The 18313-nt window shown below is 66.5% G+C and carries 18 protein-coding genes; 10 read left to right on the top strand and 8 right to left on the bottom strand.

Annotated elements, in window-relative coordinates; genetic code table 11:
* Window positions 1-6 precede the first annotated feature (6 nt).
* Window positions 7-936 (top strand): penicillin-insensitive murein endopeptidase, encoded by a 930-nt coding sequence (gene mepA, locus ACYQR9_RS05805; protein ID WP_461228999.1) that lies wholly within the window; start codon window positions 7-9, stop codon window positions 934-936.
* A 163-nt stretch (window positions 937-1099) separates the two neighbouring features.
* On the opposite strand, the gene ACYQR9_RS05800 is transcribed toward mepA, so the two are convergent.
* Entirely contained in the window at window positions 1100-1996 is an 897-nt protein-coding gene (locus ACYQR9_RS05800; RefSeq protein WP_056428474.1) for a helix-turn-helix domain-containing protein, read from the bottom strand.
* 817 nt (window positions 1997-2813) lie between these two features.
* Here ACYQR9_RS05800 and ACYQR9_RS05795 point away from each other — a divergent pair.
* From ACYQR9_RS05795 to ACYQR9_RS05780, 4 genes are all read left to right on the top strand, one after another.
* Window positions 2814-3029, top strand: a complete 216-nt coding sequence (locus tag ACYQR9_RS05795) for a hypothetical protein (RefSeq protein ID WP_461228998.1) — start codon at window positions 2814-2816, stop codon at window positions 3027-3029.
* A 78-nt stretch (window positions 3030-3107) separates the two neighbouring features.
* Entirely contained in the window at window positions 3108-3311 is a 204-nt protein-coding gene (locus ACYQR9_RS05790) for a hypothetical protein (RefSeq protein WP_056428480.1), read from the top strand.
* Between the two features lie 137 nt (window positions 3312-3448).
* Window positions 3449-4726 carry an HlyD family secretion protein gene (locus ACYQR9_RS05785; RefSeq protein WP_207410885.1) on the top strand — a complete coding sequence of 426 codons (1278 nt, stop codon included), beginning with the start codon at window positions 3449-3451 and terminating at the stop codon, window positions 4724-4726.
* A 4-nt stretch (window positions 4727-4730) separates the two neighbouring features.
* Window positions 4731-6842: a peptidase domain-containing ABC transporter gene (locus ACYQR9_RS05780; RefSeq protein ID WP_461228997.1), complete on the top strand. Its 2112-nt coding sequence runs from the start codon at window positions 4731-4733 to the stop codon at window positions 6840-6842.
* Window positions 6843-6902: 60 nt separating this feature from the next.
* Here ACYQR9_RS05780 and ACYQR9_RS05775 read toward each other — a convergent pair whose 3' ends face one another.
* The 3 genes from ACYQR9_RS05775 to ACYQR9_RS05765 form a co-directional block, all read right to left on the bottom strand.
* Window positions 6903-7301, bottom strand: a complete 399-nt coding sequence (locus ACYQR9_RS05775; RefSeq protein ID WP_461228996.1) for a (R)-mandelonitrile lyase — start codon at window positions 7299-7301, stop codon at window positions 6903-6905.
* Between the two features lie 33 nt (window positions 7302-7334).
* Window positions 7335-8090, bottom strand: a complete 756-nt coding sequence (locus tag ACYQR9_RS05770; RefSeq protein WP_461228995.1) for a glucose 1-dehydrogenase — start codon at window positions 8088-8090, stop codon at window positions 7335-7337.
* Between the two features lie 140 nt (window positions 8091-8230).
* On the bottom strand, window positions 8231-9145 hold the full coding sequence (locus tag ACYQR9_RS05765) for a LysR family transcriptional regulator (RefSeq protein ID WP_461228994.1): 915 nt from the start codon (window positions 9143-9145) through the stop codon (window positions 8231-8233).
* A gap of 131 nt (window positions 9146-9276) precedes the next feature.
* On the opposite strand from ACYQR9_RS05765, the gene ACYQR9_RS05760 reads away from it, so the two are divergent.
* On the top strand, window positions 9277-9999 hold the full coding sequence (locus ACYQR9_RS05760; RefSeq protein ID WP_461228993.1) for a sulfite exporter TauE/SafE family protein: 723 nt from the start codon (window positions 9277-9279) through the stop codon (window positions 9997-9999).
* Window positions 10000-10129: 130 nt separating this feature from the next.
* Here the strand turns inward: ACYQR9_RS05760 and ACYQR9_RS05755 are convergent, their stop codons facing one another.
* Entirely contained in the window at window positions 10130-11473 is a 1344-nt protein-coding gene (locus ACYQR9_RS05755; RefSeq protein WP_419953401.1) for a dicarboxylate/amino acid:cation symporter, read from the bottom strand.
* Window positions 11474-11787: 314 nt separating this feature from the next.
* Between ACYQR9_RS05755 and ACYQR9_RS05750 the strand changes: the two genes are divergently transcribed.
* Entirely contained in the window at window positions 11788-13665 is a 1878-nt protein-coding gene (locus ACYQR9_RS05750; protein WP_461228992.1) for a sensor histidine kinase, read from the top strand.
* On the top strand, window positions 13662-15020 hold the full coding sequence (locus tag ACYQR9_RS05745) for a sigma-54-dependent transcriptional regulator (protein ID WP_461228991.1): 1359 nt from the start codon (window positions 13662-13664) through the stop codon (window positions 15018-15020). The genes ACYQR9_RS05750 and ACYQR9_RS05745 overlap by 4 nt, the downstream gene beginning before the upstream one ends.
* Before the next feature lie 19 nt (window positions 15021-15039).
* Here the strand turns inward: ACYQR9_RS05745 and ACYQR9_RS05740 are convergent, their stop codons facing one another.
* The 3 genes from ACYQR9_RS05740 to ACYQR9_RS05730 form a co-directional block, all read right to left on the bottom strand.
* Window positions 15040-15507 (bottom strand): lysozyme inhibitor LprI family protein, encoded by a 468-nt coding sequence (locus tag ACYQR9_RS05740; protein WP_461228990.1) that lies wholly within the window; start codon window positions 15505-15507, stop codon window positions 15040-15042.
* 60 nt (window positions 15508-15567) lie between these two features.
* Window positions 15568-15819 (bottom strand): hypothetical protein, encoded by a 252-nt coding sequence (locus tag ACYQR9_RS05735; protein WP_461228989.1) that lies wholly within the window; start codon window positions 15817-15819, stop codon window positions 15568-15570.
* A 112-nt stretch (window positions 15820-15931) separates the two neighbouring features.
* A complete protein-coding gene (locus ACYQR9_RS05730) occupies window positions 15932-16255 on the bottom strand; it encodes a YbjQ family protein (protein WP_056428511.1) in 324 nt (107 codons plus the stop codon).
* Window positions 16256-16629: 374 nt separating this feature from the next.
* Between ACYQR9_RS05730 and ACYQR9_RS05725 the strand changes: the two genes are divergently transcribed.
* Both ACYQR9_RS05725 and ACYQR9_RS05720 read left to right on the top strand, forming a co-directional pair.
* Entirely contained in the window at window positions 16630-16959 is a 330-nt protein-coding gene (locus tag ACYQR9_RS05725) for a DMT family transporter (RefSeq protein WP_424753472.1), read from the top strand.
* A 52-nt stretch (window positions 16960-17011) separates the two neighbouring features.
* A complete protein-coding gene (locus ACYQR9_RS05720) occupies window positions 17012-18211 on the top strand; it encodes a serine hydrolase domain-containing protein (protein ID WP_461228988.1) in 1200 nt (399 codons plus the stop codon).
* Window positions 18212-18313: the final 102 nt, after the last annotated feature.

Genomic DNA, 18313 nt, shown 5'->3' with positions numbered 1-18313 from the left:
GGCGCCATGCACCTGACCTCTCGTCCATTCCGCCTCGCGGTTCTCGCCTTCCTCTTGTGTGGAGGGGCCGCACAGGCCCAGGATAGGGGCAGCGTAAACCCCAAGCCCCTTCCACCCCTGGCCGATCCCGATGCGCCGTCGACGCCGGCCAAAGCCCTGTTCGGGCGGGCGACGACACCGGCACCCGGCCCCGCCCGGCCCTATGGCTCTTATGCCAAGGGATGCTTTTCCGGCGGCGAGGCCCTGCCCAATGACGGACCGACCTGGCAAGTCATGCGCCTCTCCCGGAATCGGATGTGGGGCACACCGCATCTCGTGGATTTCATTGAGCGCCTAGCCGCCAAGGCTCCTCGCGTCGGATGGAACGGGCTTCTCGTGGGCGACATGTCCCAGCCTCGTGGCGGCCCGATGCTCACGGGCCACGCCTCGCATCAGCTCGGCCTCGACGCCGATGTCTGGCTCACGCCCATGCCCGACCACCGCATGACCCGCGCGGAGCGTGAGGAGACCTCTGCCACCAACGTGGTCCGCGCGGACCGCCTCGACATCGACCCGCAGGTCTGGACGCAGGAGCACCTCAAGCTGATCCGCCTCACGGCCCAACAGCCCGAAGTCGCGCGCCTGTTCGTCAACCCGGCGATCAAGAAGGCTTTGTGCCGGGAGGCGGGGGGCGACCGCTCCTGGCTCAACAAGGTGCGCCCGATGTACGGGCACAATTACCACTACCATATCCGCCTCTCCTGCCCGGCTGGGGACGACCAATGCGGCGACCAAGCGCCGCCGCCATCCGGCGACGGCTGCGGAGAGGAGCTCGCATACTGGTTCAGCGACGCCGTGCTGAACCCGCCGAAATCCACGAAGCCGGTGAAGCCCAGACCGCCGATGACCATGGCGGCCCTTCCCGCAGCCTGCCGGATGGTGCTGAAGGCCCGGTAAGCTCAGCTTTCCTGCGAGCACAGCGAGGATTCGTGTTTCGGGATCCGCGCCGATGGGCGGGGATGCGCAGCGTCAGGCCGAATAGCCCATGCGATTCGGCATCACGGATGCCCCATCCCGGAACAGTGGCACGCAACCGGGAGAGGCGGGTTCTACGCCCAACCTAATCGGCAACCGCATCGGCGGACCGGCTGTCGCGCGCACGGCGCACGAAAGCGCGCGGCGGTTGTCCCGTGAGGCGGCGGAACGTCTTCGACATCTGGCTCGCATCGCTGAACCCCGCCAGGGGGACAATCTCGCTCAGACTCATCGTTCCGGTGGCGATAAGGTCCTGCGCACGGTTCACCCGCTCGCGCAGGATGAACTGGTAGGGCGTCACCCCGAATGACGTACGGAAAGCGCGGACCAGATGACCGACGCTGATACCGACCGCATCCGCGAGGTACTGCAGGCTCAGCGGTTCGGTGAGGTGGGTGAGAATCAGCTCTCGAAGGATGGCGGCCTGCGTCGAAGTCAGGGTCGGGCCATTGCGGTGTGGAGGCGCATCGGTGCCTGAGAACAGCTGCAGCAGCGTCGCCGATACGCTTTCTACCAGCAGAGGACCGTTGGCGCAGCCGGTCTCGAGGTCGGCCGAGACTGCCTGCAGGAGATGGCCCGCGGCGACTTGAGAGCGCGACGGGAAGAACTGCGTCCGGATGCGCGTCTTGGCCAGGGAGAGATCGGTAATGCGCTCGACGGCCTCTGGAGCCAGCTTGAGGACCATGGTGCGAAACGCACCGGTCCAGTTCTCGATCACGGTCGCCCCCGGCTCGAGGACCACGATGTTGTCCTCGGAGAAATGATAGCTCTGCCCGGACCACAGGAAGTGCTGGCTTTGCGGGGCCAACGAGAGGGCGAAATGGATGCCTTGCTGGACGATGGACGCCGTCCCATGGCTACCGAGCATCAGGTCGCAGAACCCGATACCGGCCCAGCCGAGCCCCGTACTGGTCTGGAGCACTGCCTCGATCTCGCCATCGAGTTCGAGCGTGCAACCGAACTCACTCCGCTCAACCCGCATTCACGATTTCATGGTGCATGTGAAACCCTCGTGCTGCAGCCCGCTCAATGGATTGTGCCTTATCGAAGCGTCAGAACTTCCCAGCTCTGCCGCAGGATATTCCGGCAACAGGCAAAGGAGACTTCGGCAATGCGGTGTGTCATTTCGAAGAAAATCGATCTGTCACTGTCCAACACGTCGCAGCCTCGGATGCAGAGATATGACACGCAACGAACCGATGCAAACAGAGCCGCTTGTTTAGAACTCCACTAATTGGACGCATCTTGTCCTTTTGCTTCGTCCATCGAAACGACTCATGGCGGCATGCACGCATTATGGAACAGGCGGAGCGTTTGCTCAGGCCTCGATTGAATTCTTCATCCGGTACACCTGATTTTGAAGGATCGTGAGATCATTGCGTCTATCGCCCCCAACATTGGGAGAAGCATTTTCCCCACAGTCAAGCCGAGCCCGTCTCTTCGATTCACATGCGACAAAATGTCAATTCTCTGAAAAAAGCTCTTTTGTTTCCAACACTTATGGACTGCAACACAAAATTCCAGCCTTGACTCCGATTTCGATCAACAATCGCCAAAAACGCCTGTCGCAGGCGATATGATACAGGATATTATGCACCGCCGCCGAAGGCATATAGATATAGATCATCAATCGCCAATATAGGTCTATCCGTTCCTCACTAAGATCGAAGGGTCGAGATAGTGGCTTGATGGATCGGGCAAGAGGTGTAGTCTGGATGACAGAAAGCAATCCCGAACGCTTTCAAACATAGAACGACGAGAAAACAATCGATCTGCCGAACACATCTTGGAGAGAAAATATGTCGACTGCCAATGACACTATTCGCCCCCTCGAAGCATCCGAGCTCGATGCTGTCGGCGGCGGCCTCTCCCTGGGACTTGACCTCGACCTCTCCAGCGAACTCGGTGCCGTAGGCGGCACGGTCGATCAGGTCGGCGGGCTGGTAAGCGGTCTCGTAGGCGGCCTTCTCGGTGCCGTAGGCGGCGTTGTCGGCGGACTGCTCGGCGGCAAGTAACGCTGCCTTCGAACCAGCGTCCTGATTTCTCCAGGCCCGGCGCGAAACGAACGCGCAGCCTCATACCGGAGCTATGACATGACCCAGAACCTCGACACCATCCGCGAACTCGACGCCAAGGAACTCGACGCCGTCGGCGGCGGCCTCTCCCTCGGCCTGGAACTGGACCTCTCCAGCGAACTCGGCGCCGTCTCCGGCGTGGTCGGTCAGGTAGGCGGATTGGTCAGCGGTCTCGTCGGTGGCCTTCTTGGCGCGGTCGGCGGTCTTCTCGGCGGCCATTGAACCACGCCACGAACTCTCCGCATCCTTCCGATCGGTGAATAAGCGCGGCGGGCCAGTAGGCCCGCCGCGTCGTTCGTGCATATGAAGCCACAGAGCCGAAGCACGCCGTCTCTCGGCCAGGAGAACCACCGGACCCGATGACGTCGCCGCTTTTCCGCGCAGAGGTCGCCCAGGCGCGGCGGGATTCCTGGCTGGGCGAAGCCCAGATCGTGCAGCCGCTCTCGATCCGGCTGATGACTGCGATCACGATCCTGATCACGATCGCCGCGCTCCTCTACGTCGTCTTCGGCACTTATACGCGGCGCATCCACGCCTTCGGCATGCTCACGCCGGATGTCGGTCTCATCACCGTGGCAAGCCCGGTGGCAGGACGCGTCAGCGTCTCGGGGGTGAAGGAGGGCGACAGGGTCGTTCAGGGCCAGCTGCTCTACACCCTGGACCTCGACGCCGTGTCGGCCAACGGTCCGACCCAGCAGCGCATCATCGATCAGCTGGCCCGGCAGAAGGAGACGATCGAGGCGCAATCTCGGTTGCGGTCGGCCATGGCGGCCACCGAGAAGCGCTCCCTCGCCGAGCAGATCGACAATCTGCAATCCCAGTCGCGGCAATTGGAGGAACAGGTTCAGCTGCAGGAAAAGCTCGTACCGCCGCTGAAGGAGCGGGTCGATGTCCTGGCCAAGGCGGTGAGCGACGGCTTTGCCCGCTCGGCCGACCTCCAGAACCAGAATTACCTCTACCTGCAGGCGAGTTCCCAGCTTGCCCAGTTCCGCAACTCGCGTCTGCAGCTCATGGGCAAGGTCGGCGAGCTGCAGGCGACGCTCGCTACCTTCGACGACAAGCTCGCCCGCGACCTCGCCGAGATGGACCGCACCGCCGCCCAATTGGAGCAGCAGCGGGCCGAGAGCGAGGCACGCCGGGCCATCGAGGTGCGGGCGCCGGAAAAGGGCATCCTCACCTCCATCCGGGTCCAGGCCGGTCAAGGCGTGGCAGCGGGCGCCACCCTCCTCACCCTGCTACCGAGCGAGGGCCGGCTCCAGGCGAACCTGTTCGTGGAATCCTCCGCCATCGGCTTCATCGATACGGGGGAGGCCGTGATGCTGCGCTACGCGGCCTTTCCCTTCCAGCGCTTCGGCCTCTATCGCGGCACCGTCACGGAGGTGACCCGCGCGCCCCTGGAGGCCGCCGACCTGCCGGAAGCCGCCGGCGCCAAAGCGAAGAACGGCGACGGCATCTACCGCATCATCGTGCGGCCGGACGAGAACAGCGTGATCGCCTATGGCGAGAGCCGCCGTCTGGAAGCCGGGATGCGGGTGGAGGCCGACATCGCCCTGGAGAAGCGCCCTCTCTATCGCTGGCTCCTCGACCCGCTCTACCGGGTGAAGCGCAGCGTCGATCTCGTGACCCGGGGCGGATGAAAGCGTGAGCCTGCTCAGCACCCTTCACTTCGGCTTCGGCCGGCGCGTGCCCGTCCTGCTTCAGGCGGAGGCCGCCGAATGCGGCATGGCCTGCCTCGGCATGGTGCTCGGCTATCACGGCCGCCATGTCGATCTCGGCGCCCTGCGCCGTCGGCATGCCCTATCGCTCAAGGGCATGACCCTGCGCAACCTCATCGATCTGGCGGGCTCGATGGGCCTCGCCACCCGGGCCTTGCGGGCCGAGCTGAAGGATCTGCCCAAGCTCAAGACGCCGTGCATCCTGCATTGGGGGCTCAACCACTTCGTCGTGCTCACCGCCGTGAACGGCAGGGGGATCGTCATCCACGATCCCGCCCGTGGGCGGCGCAAGCTCACCTTCGCGGAGGCGTCGCGCGAGTTCACGGGCGTCGCGCTGGAGGCGAGCCCGACCACCAGCTTCGTGCGCGAGAAGCGCCGGCGCGGGCTGGCGCTGGGCGACCTCTTCCGCACGATGGGCGGCATCCGCCCGGCCCTCGCCCAGATCCTGGCCCTGTCCCTCGGCATCGAACTCGTCGCGATCCTGATGCCGATCGCATCGCAGATCGTCATCGACGAGGTTATCGTCAACGCCGATCTCGACCTGCTGCTGGTGGTGGCGGTGGGGCTCGCCCTGCTGCTCGTCGTCCAGCTCGTCCTCTCGGTGGCGCGGACCTGGGCGATCATGCTCACCGGTACCAAGCTGAACTATCAATGGTCGGGGAGCCTGTTCGACCACCTCTCGCGCCTGCCGCTGGACTATTTCGAGAAGCGGCACGTGGGCGACGTGATCTCGCGCTTCGGCTCCCTTGCGACGATCCAGAAGGGGCTCACCACCGATCTCGTCCAGGCCGTGCTCGACGGCATCATGTCCATCGGCATGCTCGCCATGCTGGTGGTCTATGGCGGCTGGCTCTCCCTCGTGGTCGTCGCCTCGACGGCGCTCGCCGCGGCGCTGCGGATCGCCGCCTACGCTTCCTACCGCGAGGGCACCGAGGAAGCGATCGTCGCCGAAGCGCGCCAGCAGAGCCACTTCATCGAGACAGTGCGCGGCATGGCGAGCGTGAAGCTCCTCGACCTGCGCGAGCGCCGGCGCGGCACCTGGATGAACCACTTCGTGACCTCGCTGAATGCGCGGCTGCGGCTCCAGCGCCTCGACCTCGTCTTCGGGCGGGCCAATGAGCTGCTGTTCGGTCTCGACCGGCTGCTCCTGCTCGTGCTCGGCGCGCGGGCGGTCATCGACCAGTCGATGACGCTCGGCATGTTGGTGGCCTTCCTTGCCTATCGCGACCAGTTCTCGCAGCGGATCGGCAACCTGATCCAGTCGGGCTTCCAGTTGCGCATGCTCAATGTCCAGACCGACCGGTTGTCGGACATCGTCATGAGCGAGCCCGAGGAGGGTTCCGGCTCCACCCTGGAACCGGCCGCCCCGGCGGTGACCCGGGCGGCGGAGGGGACGGGGAGTGTCGCCGTGAAGGGGCTCGCCCTGCGCTACGGCGCGGATGAGCCCTGGATCTTCCGCGATCTCAGCCTCGACGTGACGGCAGGGACGAGCTTCGCCATCACCGGCCCTTCGGGCTCAGGCAAGACCTCGTTGATGAAGATCATGATGGGCCTTCTGCCGGCGAGCGAGGGGCGCGTCCTCGTCGACGGGCAGGAGATCCGCACCCTCGGGGCGGCCAGCTATCGCCGCCGGATCGCGGGCGTGATGCAGAATGACGGCCTCTTCGCCGGCTCCATCGCCGAGAACATCGCCAGTTTCGACGAGCGGCCCGATGCGGGCTGGATCGAGGAATGCGCCGCGCGCGCGGCCATCCTCGCCGACATCAAGCGCACCCCGATGGGGTTCGAGACCCTGGTGGGCGATATGGGCTCTACGCTCTCAGGCGGCCAGAAGCAGCGGGTCATCCTGGCCCGCGCCCTCTATCGCAAACCGGAGATCCTGTTCCTCGACGAGGCGACGAGCCATCTCGACGAAGCGACGGAAGCCGTCATTGCCGAGGCTTTGCGCGACCTGCGCATGACCCGGATCATTGTCGCCCACCGCCCGGCCACCATTGCCGGAGCGGACCACGTCTTCACCCTGACGCCCTCCACATGAGGCCCCGTCGGGACGAGAGCCTCCGCACCCGCCCATCGAGGAGCCACCCTGGCGCGAGCGTCAAACCTCGCGGTATTGTTCGTCGGTGACCTGTTCCAACCACGTCACCGCCCGGCCGTCGCGCTGCTCTTGGATCGCGATATGCGTCAGGGCCGTCGTTGCCGTTGCCCCGTGCCAGTGTTTTTCACCCGGCTCGAACCAGACGACATCGCCCGGCGCGACAGCCTCCATCGGGCCGCCCTCCCGCTGAACCCAGCCTGCCCCGAAGGTAACGATGAGCGTCTGGCCGAGCGGATGCGTATGCCAGGCGGTGCGGGCGCCCGGCTCGAATGTCACGCTCGCTCCGGCGACCCGCGCCGGCTCAGGTGCGGAGAAAAGAGGGTCGATCCGCACGGTCCCGGTAAACCATTCGGACGGTCCCCTGCCGGACGGTCGCGACCCGCTGCGTGTAATGTCCATTCGCCTGCTCCTCCGTTTCCACCGCATCGACCGTCAAAGCGACCAGCCACCGTCGATCACCGTGGCGGCTCCGGTCACGAACCCACCGAGGTCCGAACACATCCAGAGCACCGCTTCCGCGATCTCCTCCGGCTTGCCGAGACGCCCTACCGGTTCGAGGTCGATCGCCTTCTGAACGTCGCCTCCCGTGAAACGGTCCATCATCGGCGTTTCGATGTTGCCGGGCAGGATAGCGTTCACCCGTATGTTCTTCCGGGCATAGTCCAGCGCTGCCGAGCGGGTCAGACCGATGATGGCGTGTTTGGAAGCGGCATAGGCCGCGCCGCCCGCGACACCGCGGATGCCGGCACCGGAAGAGGTGTTGACCACCACGCCGCCGCCCTGGCGCACCATCTGCGCCAGTTCGTACTTCATGCAGAGGAAGGTCCCCCTCAGGTTGATGCCGAGGATGCGGTCCCATTCGTCGAGTTCGATCTCGTGGACCGGCGTGGCCCAGTTCTCGACTCCGGCATTGTTGAAGGCGCAGTCGAGGCGTCCGAAGCGTTCGACGGTTCGGGCAATCGCCGCTTCCACCTCCTCCGGTAGAGACACGTCGCAACGGATCGCCAGTACCTCTCCGCCGGCCGCTTCGATCTCGGCCCGCGAGTCTTCCAGGGTCTCCTCACTCCGGTCGGCAATCGCCACACGAGCGCCCTCCGCCGCGAAAGCGAGGGCGGCGGCACGCCCGATGCCGCTGGCGGCACCAGTGACGAAAACGACCTTTTCGGTGAAACGGTGCGTGGTGAGCATGTCGGAAGCCTCTGGCTGGCCGTGATGGCGAGCCCTACCGCTCACCGATCGGCGAGAAGTAGGCTCACAGCGTCACTCCGATGACCCACCATTGCTTCAACGGACCGATGAGCATGGCTCATCGGTGGGCGACATCGCGCCTACAGACCGAGCGGCCTAAGCTCGCGAACCAGATCGATGAGGAGCCGCAGGCCGGTCGGCACCTGGCGACGTCCCGGATAGTAAATGTGGAAGCCGGCTCCCGCGGGGCCCCAATCCGTCAGAACGACGCGCAGTTCACCGCGACTGACCGGCGACCTGACGCATGGTTCGGGGAGGTAGGCCAGCCCCCCGCCTGCCGTCGCGAGGGACAGCGCGAAGTGCGTGTTGTCGATGGTCACGGCGCCGGGCACGTCGAGCGCGAGCGGCTCACCGGCCCGTTCGAACTCCCAACCGTAGAGCCGTTCGTCACCGAGGCGGATGCGCAGGCACCGATGCGCCAACAGGTCGTGTGGATGCTCCGGCGTTCCATGCCGATCCAGATAGCAGGGTGCGCCGACCACCACCCAGCGCAGGTCGGCCGACAGGCGCTGGGCAATCATATCCTGAGCGACGGTGCCGCCATATCGGATGCCCGCATCGGCCCCGGCCTCCACGATGTCGAGCAGATCGTTGGAGACGCGGACGTCGATCTCGATCTGCGGATGGCGCTCGCTGAAGACGGGCAGCACGGGCGCGAGCAGCAGCGTGCTCGCATGTTCGAGCACATTGAGACGAATGCGCCCCGCGGCGTTCCCTGGCTCCCGGTGGCGGTTGAGTCCATCGAGCGCCGAACCGATCGCCGCGAAGGGTGCATCGAGCGACGCCAGAAGCTCTTCGCCCGTTGCGGTCAGGGTGACGCTCCGACTGGTGCGGTTGATCAGCCGCACGCCGAGGCGAGCCTCCATCGCCTTGAGGGCATGGCTGAGCGCGGAGGCACTGACACCGAGTTCCAGCCCCGCGCGCCGGAAGCTCAGATGACGAGCGATGGCGAGGAAGGTGCCAAGATCGGCAAGATCGGTCCGGCTGGTCAGCATGAGGCAGGGGAACGTTCGCTGGCGGGAAAGTGTCCGAGCCGGCCTCCGTCGGCAAAGGCTCGCAGGCCGAGGTTATCCAACGTCAGGCATTGCCCCTAGGGACTTCCGGTTCGGCCGGGCACAATCGTCCGATGGGTCTGCTTCTCATCCTCTCCATCGGCCTCGTGGCGGGCGTCGTCAGCGGCATCATCGGTACCGGCTCCTCGATCATGCTGGTGCCGGTGCTCGCGTATGTCTACGGGCCCAAGGAAGCCATCCCGATCATGGCGGTCGCGGCCGTGATGGCGAACCTCTCCCGCATCCTGGCATGGTGGCGAGAGGTCGACTGGCGGGCTGTCGCCGCCTATGCGGCGACTGGAATTCCGGCGGCCATGCTCGGCGCCCGCACGATGCTGGCCCTGCCGCCGCGGGCTGTCGATCTGACGATCGGAGCGTTCCTTCTGGTGATGATCCCCGGACGCCGCTGGCTGGCCGATCGCCTGGTCAGGGTGCGGCTCCCCCATCTGGCGGTTGCAGGAGCAGTTATCGGCTTCCTGACCGGCATCGTCGCCTCGACCGGCCCGGCCTCGGTTCCGGTCTTCATCGGCTACGGCCTGACCAAGGGTGCGTTCATCGGCACGGAGGCCGCTGCGTCGCTGGCAATCTACCTGACCAAGACCCTGACCTTCCAGGGAACCGGCGCATTGCCGGTCGCGGATTTCGTCAGAGGCCTTGCCGTGGGCGCGGCTCTCATGGTGGGGGCGTTCGTGGCAAAGCCCTTCGTGCTTCGCCTCGCCCCGGAGACGTTCCGGTTCATGATGGACGGGCTTCTGGCGATCTCTGGCACGTGTCTCGTCTGGAATGGCCTCGGGTGACCCATCGCATCGAGTAATCGAGGCCATGCTCGACGCGAGAGGGGCTGCCGGGCCATCGCGGTCCGGCAGCCCCTCTCGGATCGTCTTCGAGCCGGCTGGATCGCCACCCGGCTCGAAGTCGGTACGGGCGTTACTCCGCAGCCTGGAGAATCGGCATCTCGGCTGCCAGAGGCATCGGGTTGCCGCCCAGTGCCGCCGCGAGTCTGACCTCGTCCACTTCACCTTCCCAGCGGGCGACCACGATGCAGGCCACGGCATTGCCGATGAAGTTGGTGAGCGCGCGGCACTCGGACATGAACCGGTCGACGCCGAGGATCAGCGCCATGCCGACGACGGGCACCGAGGGCACCACCGCGAGGGTCGCCGCCAGGGTGATGAAGCCCGAACCGGTGACGCCGGCCGCGCCCTTGGAGGAGAGCATGGCCACGAGGAGCAGGAGGCCCTGCTCGCCATAGGTGAGCGGCGTGTCCGTGGCCTGCGCGATGAAGAGGGCCGCCATGGTCATGTAGATGTTGGTGCCGTCGAGGTTGAACGAGTAGCCGGTGGGGACCACGAGGCCGACGACGGGCTTCGAGCAGCCGGCGCGCTCCATCTTCTCGAGCAGCGAAGGCAGGGCCGACTCGGAGGACGAGGTGCCGAGCACCAGCATCAGCTCCTCCTTGATGTAGCGGATGAGCTTGATGATCGAGAAGCCGTTATAGCGGGCCACGAGGCCGAGCACGCCGAGCACGAAGATCGCCGAGGTCAGGTAGAAGGCGCCGACGAGGTAGGCGAGGTTGGCGAGCGAGGCGATGCCGTACTTGCCGATGGTGAAGGCCATGGCGCCGAAGGCACCGATGGGGGCGACCTTCATGATGATGTTGACGACGCCGAAGATGGCTTCCGACAGCACCTTAATGATGTCGAGGACCGGCTTGCCGCGATCGCCCAGGAAGGCGAGGCCGAAGCCGAACAGCACCGAGAAGAACAGGACCTGAAGGATCTCGCCGCCCGAGAACGCACCCACCGCCGTGGTCGGGATGATGTTCATGAGGAAGTCGGTGATCGACTGCGTCTTCGCCTTGTCGGCGTACATCGCGATCGACTTCGGATCGAGGGTCTTCGGATCGATATGCATGCCCGCGCCCGGCTGGACGAGGTTCGCCACGATCAGACCGACGATGAGGGCCAGCGTCGAGAAGGTGATGAAGTAGATGAGCGCCTTGCCACCGACGCGGCCGACCTTCTCGAGATTGGTCATGCCGGCGATGCCGGAGACGACCGTGAGGAAGATCACCGGCGCGATGATCATCTTGACGAGCTTGATGAAGGCGTCGCCGAGCGGCTTCATATCCGCGCCGACCTGCGGGTAGAAGTGACCGAGGGTGATGCCGATCGCCACGGCGACGAGCACCTGGAAATACAGCGTGCGATAGAGGGGCTTGGGCTTTGCCGGCGCGTGCGGCGCGGTCAGCGGAGACGGTATGGTGGCCATGGCGGGCTTCTCCCTGGAGATAGATAAAACTGGGTCGGATCGGTGCGCCGGTTCTGTCCGGGCATCGTCGTCTCTTGGTCTTGGCGTCGGGGCACTCGCCCCTTCGGCTTGCAGCCCTGCGAACAGCGCAGGCCTGCGTTTCGGTTTAGGAATGGCAACCCCCATGCCAGCTTGGGAACTCCTGAAATATTTCGTTAAGACGTTGATTTCAGACATATTTCTCTTGTCGGCGAGGTTCCCATTCGCGGCCCCTGTGCGAAATCCCGCACTCAGTCGTCAAATTCCGTCCGGGAAATCGCACTGATGCGAAGCACGTGAATCAGAATTTTTCTCTCCGCGGCGGAACCGAACCGCGATGGCGCGCGCGGTGGCATCGCACCCTCATTCCGGTCGCTTGCCTGATCCTGGTTCTCGTTGGGGCATGGCTCGCTGGGCGGGCGGCCGAGCGCTGGGCGCTGACGGACCTTCGCCGTACGGCCCAGGCCTCCCTGGCGCTGCAGGTCAGCGCGTTGAGGGCCGAAATGCAGAAGCAGGCCTCGCTTCCGCTGGCCCTGGCCGCGGATCCTGAGATCGCAGCAGTCGCGGGTCCTGAGCCGGGGCAGCCCTTGGTCACCAGGGTCAACAGACGGCTCGCTCAGATCGCGGCGGCCACGGGCGCGGCGGTGATCTACGTCATCCGCTCCGACGGGATCACGGTGGCTGCGAGCAATGCAGGGTCGGAGCGCAGCTTTCTCGGCCGGGACTATGCTTTCAGGCCCTATTTTCGGCAGGCGATGACCGGCGGCGCTGGATCGCAATTCGCCCTGGGTACGGTGAGCGGCCGGGCGGGCCTCTACCTCTCGCGGCGGATCGACGAATCCGGCGGCGTCGTCGTGGTGAAGATCGAATTCCATGACGTCGAGGCCGCATGGCGGCAATCGGGGGATGGGGTGTTCGTGGCAGATGCAAGGGGCATCGTCCTCGTGGCGAGTGATCCCACGTGGAACTTCGCGACTCTCCGCGAAGTCGGCGAGGACGAGCGAAAGCGCATCCGCGCGGCGCTGGAATTCGGCGACGCCCCGCTCACGGCGCTTCCGCTCCATCCCGTCGGGGGGATGCAGGACCTCGTCCGCGTCGGGCTGGGGTCGCGGCCGGCGCGAACCGCCCTGGCCCTCGACGCCCCCATTCCAGGCACCGACTGGCGACTCCATACCCTGACGCCGGTGGGTTCTGCCGTGGACCGCGAGCGGGTGCAGGCCTGGATCATCGCCGCCCTCGGCACCGGGCTGGCCTGTATTGGGATCGCGACCGTGGCGGGCCGCCGGCGACGGACACGCCAGCGCCTCGCTCAAGCCGCGACGCGCCGGGAAGAGTTGGAGAGGAGCGTCCGTGAGCGGACGATGGAACTCACCGACGCCAACAGGATGCTCCGGCTGGAAATCGAAGAGCGACGGAGGGCGGAGGAGGAGCGACGGCAGGCGGAAGCCGAGCGCGAACGCCTCGGCCGAGAACTCGCTCAGGCCGGGCGGCTCGCGGCCTTGGGCCAGTTCGCCGCCAGCATGGCGCACGAGATCAATCAGCCGCTGGCCGCCATCCGCTCCTACGCCGACAACGCGGCGATCCTGGTCCGACGGGGCCGGGGCGAGGAAGCGGCTGAGAACGCCTTCGCCATCGGCCGCCTCACCGACCGGATCGGCGGCCTGACGCGGCAGCTCAAGGGTTTCGCCCGGCGTTCATCGCCCCGGCGCGAGCCCGTGCCCCTCGCCGATATCCTCGCCAACAGCCTGGAACTGGTGGAAGCACGGGCGAAGGCGGCCGGGATCGCGCTCACGGCGGAGACGCCGGCCCCTGGCCTCTGCGTTCTCGGTGACGGGCCGCGCCTCGAACAGGTCGTGGTCAACCTGCTTCAGAACGCCCTCGACGCGGCGGCGGGGAGCACCGATCCACGGGTCTCCATCCTGGTGCGGGACGTGCCCGGGGAGCGTGTGGCGGTCGAGGTGCGCGATACTGGGCCGGGCTTGCCTGAGGCCATTCGGGCCCAGCTCTTCGACGCCTTCTTCACCACCAAGTCCGATGGGCTCGGGCTCGGGCTCGCCATCGCCCGCGGAATCGTCGAGGATTGCGGCGGCAGCCTGAACGCCCTGGACGATCCGGCCGGCGGAGCGGTGTTCCGGATGGAACTGGCCAAAGCCCCCGTGGAGACGACATCGTGAGCGTTGAAGAGGGTGCGGGCGGGTCGGCCGAACGGGTCGTCTTCATCGACGACGAGGCGGATGTCTGCCGCGCCAACCGCCAGAGCCTTGAGCTCGATGGGTTCACGGTGGAGACCTTCGGGGCCGCCGGACCTGCGCTGGCCGCCATCCTCGCCGATCCGCCCGGCCTTGTGGTTACCGACGTGCGCCTGCCCGATCTCGACGGCATTGCTCTGTTCGGGCGGATCAAGGCCATCGATCCGGAACTGCCGGTCATCCTGATCACGGGGCATGGCGACATCCGCATGGCGGTGAGCGCCATGCGCGACGGGGCCTACGATTTCCTGTCCAAACCCTACCCGGCCGAATCCCTCGTCGCCTCGGCGCGCCGCGCTCTGGAACGACGCCGGCTCGTTCTCGAGAACCGCACCCTGCGCGCCCGGCTGGACGCGGCGGTGGAGGAGGACCCGGCTTTCCTCGGCATTTCCCCGGAGATGGTGCGCCTGCGCCGTCTCGTGCGGGATGTCGCCGATGCCGATGTGGACGTTCTCGTCTTCGGCGAGACCGGCTCGGGCAAGGAGGTGGTGGCGAGCGCCCTGCACCGCTGGAGCCGGCGCGCGAGCCGGAACTTCGTGGCGATGAATTGCGGCGCGCTACCCGACAGCGTCGTCGAGAGCGAACTCTTCGGCCATGAGGCCGGTGCCTTCACCGGCGCCCTCAAGCGCCGCGTCGGCCGGATCGAGCACGCTCAGGGCGGCACGCTGTTCCTCGACGAGATCGAGAGCATGCCATTGGGCCTGCAGGTGAAACTCCTGCGCGTCCTGCAGGAGCGGGCGGTGGAGCCGTTGGGCAGCAACGAGATCCGCGCCATCGACATGCGCGTGGTGGCCGCGACCAAGGTCGATCTCGGCCAGGCGGCGGCGCAGGGCACCTTCCGCGACGACCTCTACCACCGCCTCAACGTCATCACGATCGCGATTCCGCCCCTGCGCGAGCGGCGCGAGGACGTGATGCTGCTGTTCCAGGAGTTTCTCACCCGCGCCGCTTTGCGCTTCGGCCGCGAGCCCGCGCCGATCACGCCGGCCGTGCGGGAGCACCTGCGCCGGCACGACTGGCCCGGCAACGTGCGCGAGCTCGGCCATTTCGCCGAGCGTCACGCCCTCGGCCTCGGCCAGCACGACGCGCCCTCACCGGAGGCCGCCAGCACCGGAACCCTGGCCGAGCAGGTCGACCGGTTCGAGCGGGGCCTGATCCGCGAGGAGCTGATCATGGCCGGCGGCGACGTCCGCATCGCCGCCGAATCCCTCGGCACGCCGCGCAAGACCCTCTACGACAAGATGGCCCGGCACGGCCTCACGCCCACCGATTATCGCTGAGCGAAAGGTCGGCCCGGATTCAGTGAAGCGGGTAGCGGCTCAGGATGTCGCCAGTCCGCTGGACGGTCTTGTCATAGAGGCACGCGTAGGTCGCCGTTGTGGTCCCGCTGCCGCTGTTCCACTCGCTGACGATCAGAGCCCCGCAATCGGCGTCGCGGAACGCGATCCAGGCACGCTGCGCCGCGGCGAGTTGCGCCTTCCACTCCGTCTTGGCCTTGGCATCCTTGCCGCTATCGTCCGCGTCGATCACCGAGAGCGCCTTCCGGTAGGCTTCGTTCAGTGCCTTGTCGGCGCCCTCCAGGGCTTTCTCCATGCATTCCGCCGTCTCGGGAGTGGAGTTCTCGGTCGTGCAGAGCTTCGCCGAGGGCTGTGCGGCGGACACGGCCGTCGCCGAACCTGCGAGCGTCAGCAGCACGGCGAGGACGAGAAAGCCGGAGCGACGGCTCTTCTCCCGCCCGCCATGGAGCTCTTGGCCATGCATCGTCATGCTGCGGAGATCCATCGGAAGGGAACGGGAGGCGGCCGGAATCACGGGAAGCGTGCGGTGTCAGAAACGGCGCTCCTTGCGGTCCGGGTTCGGGCCGGTGGTGTGATAGCTGGCCATGCAAGCGTGATAGATCTGAGAACCGAGGTCGTAGAGGCTGAGATTGCTCGGGTTGGCGGCGCTGAACACCTGCGCCCTGGCCTGCTCGCGGCAGGCGGCGTCCTGCGGGCTATGGATCGGCGGCTCGTTCACCTGCTGGGCAAGGGCCGCACCCGTGAGGGCGATGAAGAGACATGCGGTCAGGGTCGTGCGCATCGTGTCGGATTCCGTCGTGGGAGAAGAGGAACGTGATGGGGCCTCACCGCCAGAAACCCGAGGTTTGTCAAGGCGATAGGGGTGAGCGTCCCGACCTGCCGGGATGCGGTGGTCAGGCGTTGCGCTCGACGATGGCGGCGGTGCCGTAGGCGACGACCTCCATCATGTTCTGGTCGGTTTCGGAGGAGTCGAACCGCATCGTCAGGACGGCGTTCGCGCCGAGCTGAGCCGCGTTCTGCGCCATGCGGTCGATGGCCTGGCCGCGCGCTTCCTCGATCAAACGGCTGTATTCGCCGACTTCGCCCCCGACGAGGGAGCGCAGGCCGGCACTGAAATTTCCGACCGCGCCCCGGCTGCGGACCACGGCGCCGAAACAGGGGCCTCGCACTTCGCGGACCGTGCAACCCGGAATGGTTTCGGTGGTGACGATGATCATGCCGGAACGCTCCTCACGGATTCTCCCGTCCCGGAAGGCCAGGGAGAATCGCGCGCAGTCTGTGACCAATCTGTGCCGTGAGACCCCGAGCGGAGCAAGACGCGATCGACGGGCAGACTTTCCAATTCGGCGCGGGCCGCCCGGACCAGTTGTGCCAAAACGGCAGACCGTCACCGCCACGCGCACCCGGTTTCGACCGCCATCGGACGGGCCTTCGTGCGCCATCCGACACGCGAAATTAACGGCCCCCGTGGTTTTGAAATCCGTGGCCGTACCGCGCGATTCCGCCGCCGGCCTCGGACATGACGCGGACATCGCCATGCGGATGGCCACGGATTCCGCTTTCAGCCTGCCCCCGCACGGACGCCTCGCAGATGAACCCCTACCTCCTCCTTGCCTTCGCCATCAGCGCCGAGGTGACGGCGACCCTCGCCCTCAAGGCCGCCGACGGCCTGACCAAGCCGCTGCCGACCATCGTCGTGGTGCTGGGCTACGGCACGGCGTTCTGGCTGATGTCGAACAGCATGAACATGCTGCCGATCGGGATCGTCTACGCGATCTGGGCCGGGGTCGGCATGGTCGGGGCGGCTTTGGGCGGCGCGCTCCTGTTCCAGGAGCCGATCACCCTGCCGATGATGATCGGGATCGCGGTGATCGCCGTCGGGGTGACGATCCTCGCGTCGGGCCAGACCGCGCCTCACTGAAGGACAGGGCTCCGCCGGCGGCCGGGGCCGGCCAAGAGGTGTACCGAGCGTCATGTCGAGATTGCACCGCCTCCGGCCCCGCTTCCGTCGGCCTTGGCTCGCCGGGGCGCTGATCTGCGCCGGGGTCCTGGGTGGGATGGCTGCCGCCATCGGGCCGCTGCTCGGCGTGCCGAACCCGGTCACCCTGGTCGCCCTCGCCATCGTCGAGCCTTCCTCGGTGGGCACCTGGTTCGCGAGCCGCCCGGTGGCGGCCAGACCCTCGTCCCGCGCCCTGCCCGCCCGGCCGCGCGCGATTCTCGGCCATGTCCCCTGGAAGGGACACAATGTTCCCCTGGCGCAGATGCTGGAGGCGACCCATACCAACGCCCTGCTGGTGACCCAGGACGGCGTCCTCGTCCATGAATGGTACCGCCCCGGTTCGGGCCAGGCGACGCTGTTCCCGTCCTGGTCGGTGGCGAAATCGGTGGTCTCGCTGCTGGTCGGGCAGACGATCGCCGAGGGCAAGCTCGCCGAAACGGACCATGTGGCAACCCTGCTGCCGTATCTGCGGGGCGAGCCGGCCTTCGGCCGCATCACCGTCCGCGACCTCCTCGACATGACGAGCGGACTCGCGGTGCCGGAGAATTACGACCCGTGGAACCCCCTGGTGGGGACCGCCGGCATGTACCTCACCCGCGACATCCGCGATTTCGTGCGCGACCACGCCACCCTGTCGTCGAAGCCCGGCAGCACGGGCCAATACCGTAGCATCGACACCGAGATCCTCGGCCTGATCCTCGCGGAGGTTCAGAAGAAGCCCCTGGCCGACCTCCTCTCGGACGCGATCTGGAAGCCCATGGGCGCGGAGGCGAACGCGACCTGGAATCTCGACCGGCCGGGGGGAACGGAGAAGGCCTTCTGCTGCATCAACGCCGTGGCGCGGGACTTCGCCCGCCTGGGGCTGATGGTGGCCGACCATGGCCGCGTCGGCGGCACGAACATCGTTCCCCCGCGCTGGATCGAGCGGATCGAGACCCCGGCCCGCAGGGATGTCGACGGCTGGCCCTACTCTGCGCAATGGTGGCACGTGCCAGAGGGCGACGACGACATCTCCGCCATCGGCGTCTATGGCCAGTACATCTACATCAACCGCCAGACCGGCACCGTGATCGTCAAGCTCAGCGATCACGGCGCCGAGCAGGACGAGGAGGACACGCTGGCAGTGATGCTGGCGATCTCCCGCGCGCTGGCCGCGTCCCGCCCGGCGCGCTGAGGCGAAGGGCCGGGCGGCGGGACCACACAGTTCTCCCTGTCATCCGAGCCAAGGGTATAGGCCGATGATGCGCAATCTCAGTTGTTCGGCATGGACTTGCAC

The organism is Methylobacterium sp. CM6241, from assembly GCF_054817845.1.
This window is presented reverse-complemented; position numbering and strand designations above follow the sequence as displayed.

What these genes read in the sequence shown, in the direction of transcription:
- ACYQR9_RS05720 (WP_461228988.1), top strand. Translation starts at nt 17,012, where the DNA reads ATGTCGAGATTGCACCGCCTCCGGCCCCGCTTCCGTCGGCCTTGGCTC.
- ACYQR9_RS05795 (WP_461228998.1), top strand. Translation starts at nt 2,814, where the DNA reads ATGTCGACTGCCAATGACACTATTCGCCCCCTCGAAGCATCCGAGCTC.
- ACYQR9_RS05740 (WP_461228990.1), bottom strand. Translation starts at nt 15,507, where the DNA reads ATGACGATGCATGGCCAAGAGCTCCATGGCGGGCGGGAGAAGAGCCGT.
- ACYQR9_RS05775 (WP_461228996.1), bottom strand. Translation starts at nt 7,301, where the DNA reads ATGGACATTACACGCAGCGGGTCGCGACCGTCCGGCAGGGGACCGTCC.
- mepA (WP_461228999.1), top strand. Translation starts at nt 7, where the DNA reads ATGCACCTGACCTCTCGTCCATTCCGCCTCGCGGTTCTCGCCTTCCTC.
- ACYQR9_RS05765 (WP_461228994.1), bottom strand. Translation starts at nt 9,145, where the DNA reads ATGCTGACCAGCCGGACCGATCTTGCCGATCTTGGCACCTTCCTCGCC.
- ACYQR9_RS05735 (WP_461228989.1), bottom strand. Translation starts at nt 15,819, where the DNA reads ATGCGCACGACCCTGACCGCATGTCTCTTCATCGCCCTCACGGGTGCG.
- ACYQR9_RS05760 (WP_461228993.1), top strand. Translation starts at nt 9,277, where the DNA reads ATGGGTCTGCTTCTCATCCTCTCCATCGGCCTCGTGGCGGGCGTCGTC.
- ACYQR9_RS05725 (WP_424753472.1), top strand. Translation starts at nt 16,630, where the DNA reads ATGAACCCCTACCTCCTCCTTGCCTTCGCCATCAGCGCCGAGGTGACG.
- ACYQR9_RS05730 (WP_056428511.1), bottom strand. Translation starts at nt 16,255, where the DNA reads ATGATCATCGTCACCACCGAAACCATTCCGGGTTGCACGGTCCGCGAA.
- ACYQR9_RS05785 (WP_207410885.1), top strand. Translation starts at nt 3,449, where the DNA reads ATGACGTCGCCGCTTTTCCGCGCAGAGGTCGCCCAGGCGCGGCGGGAT.
- ACYQR9_RS05755 (WP_419953401.1), bottom strand. Translation starts at nt 11,473, where the DNA reads ATGGCCACCATACCGTCTCCGCTGACCGCGCCGCACGCGCCGGCAAAG.
- ACYQR9_RS05790 (WP_056428480.1), top strand. Translation starts at nt 3,108, where the DNA reads ATGACCCAGAACCTCGACACCATCCGCGAACTCGACGCCAAGGAACTC.
- ACYQR9_RS05800 (WP_056428474.1), bottom strand. Translation starts at nt 1,996, where the DNA reads ATGCGGGTTGAGCGGAGTGAGTTCGGTTGCACGCTCGAACTCGATGGC.
- ACYQR9_RS05770 (WP_461228995.1), bottom strand. Translation starts at nt 8,090, where the DNA reads ATGCTCACCACGCACCGTTTCACCGAAAAGGTCGTTTTCGTCACTGGT.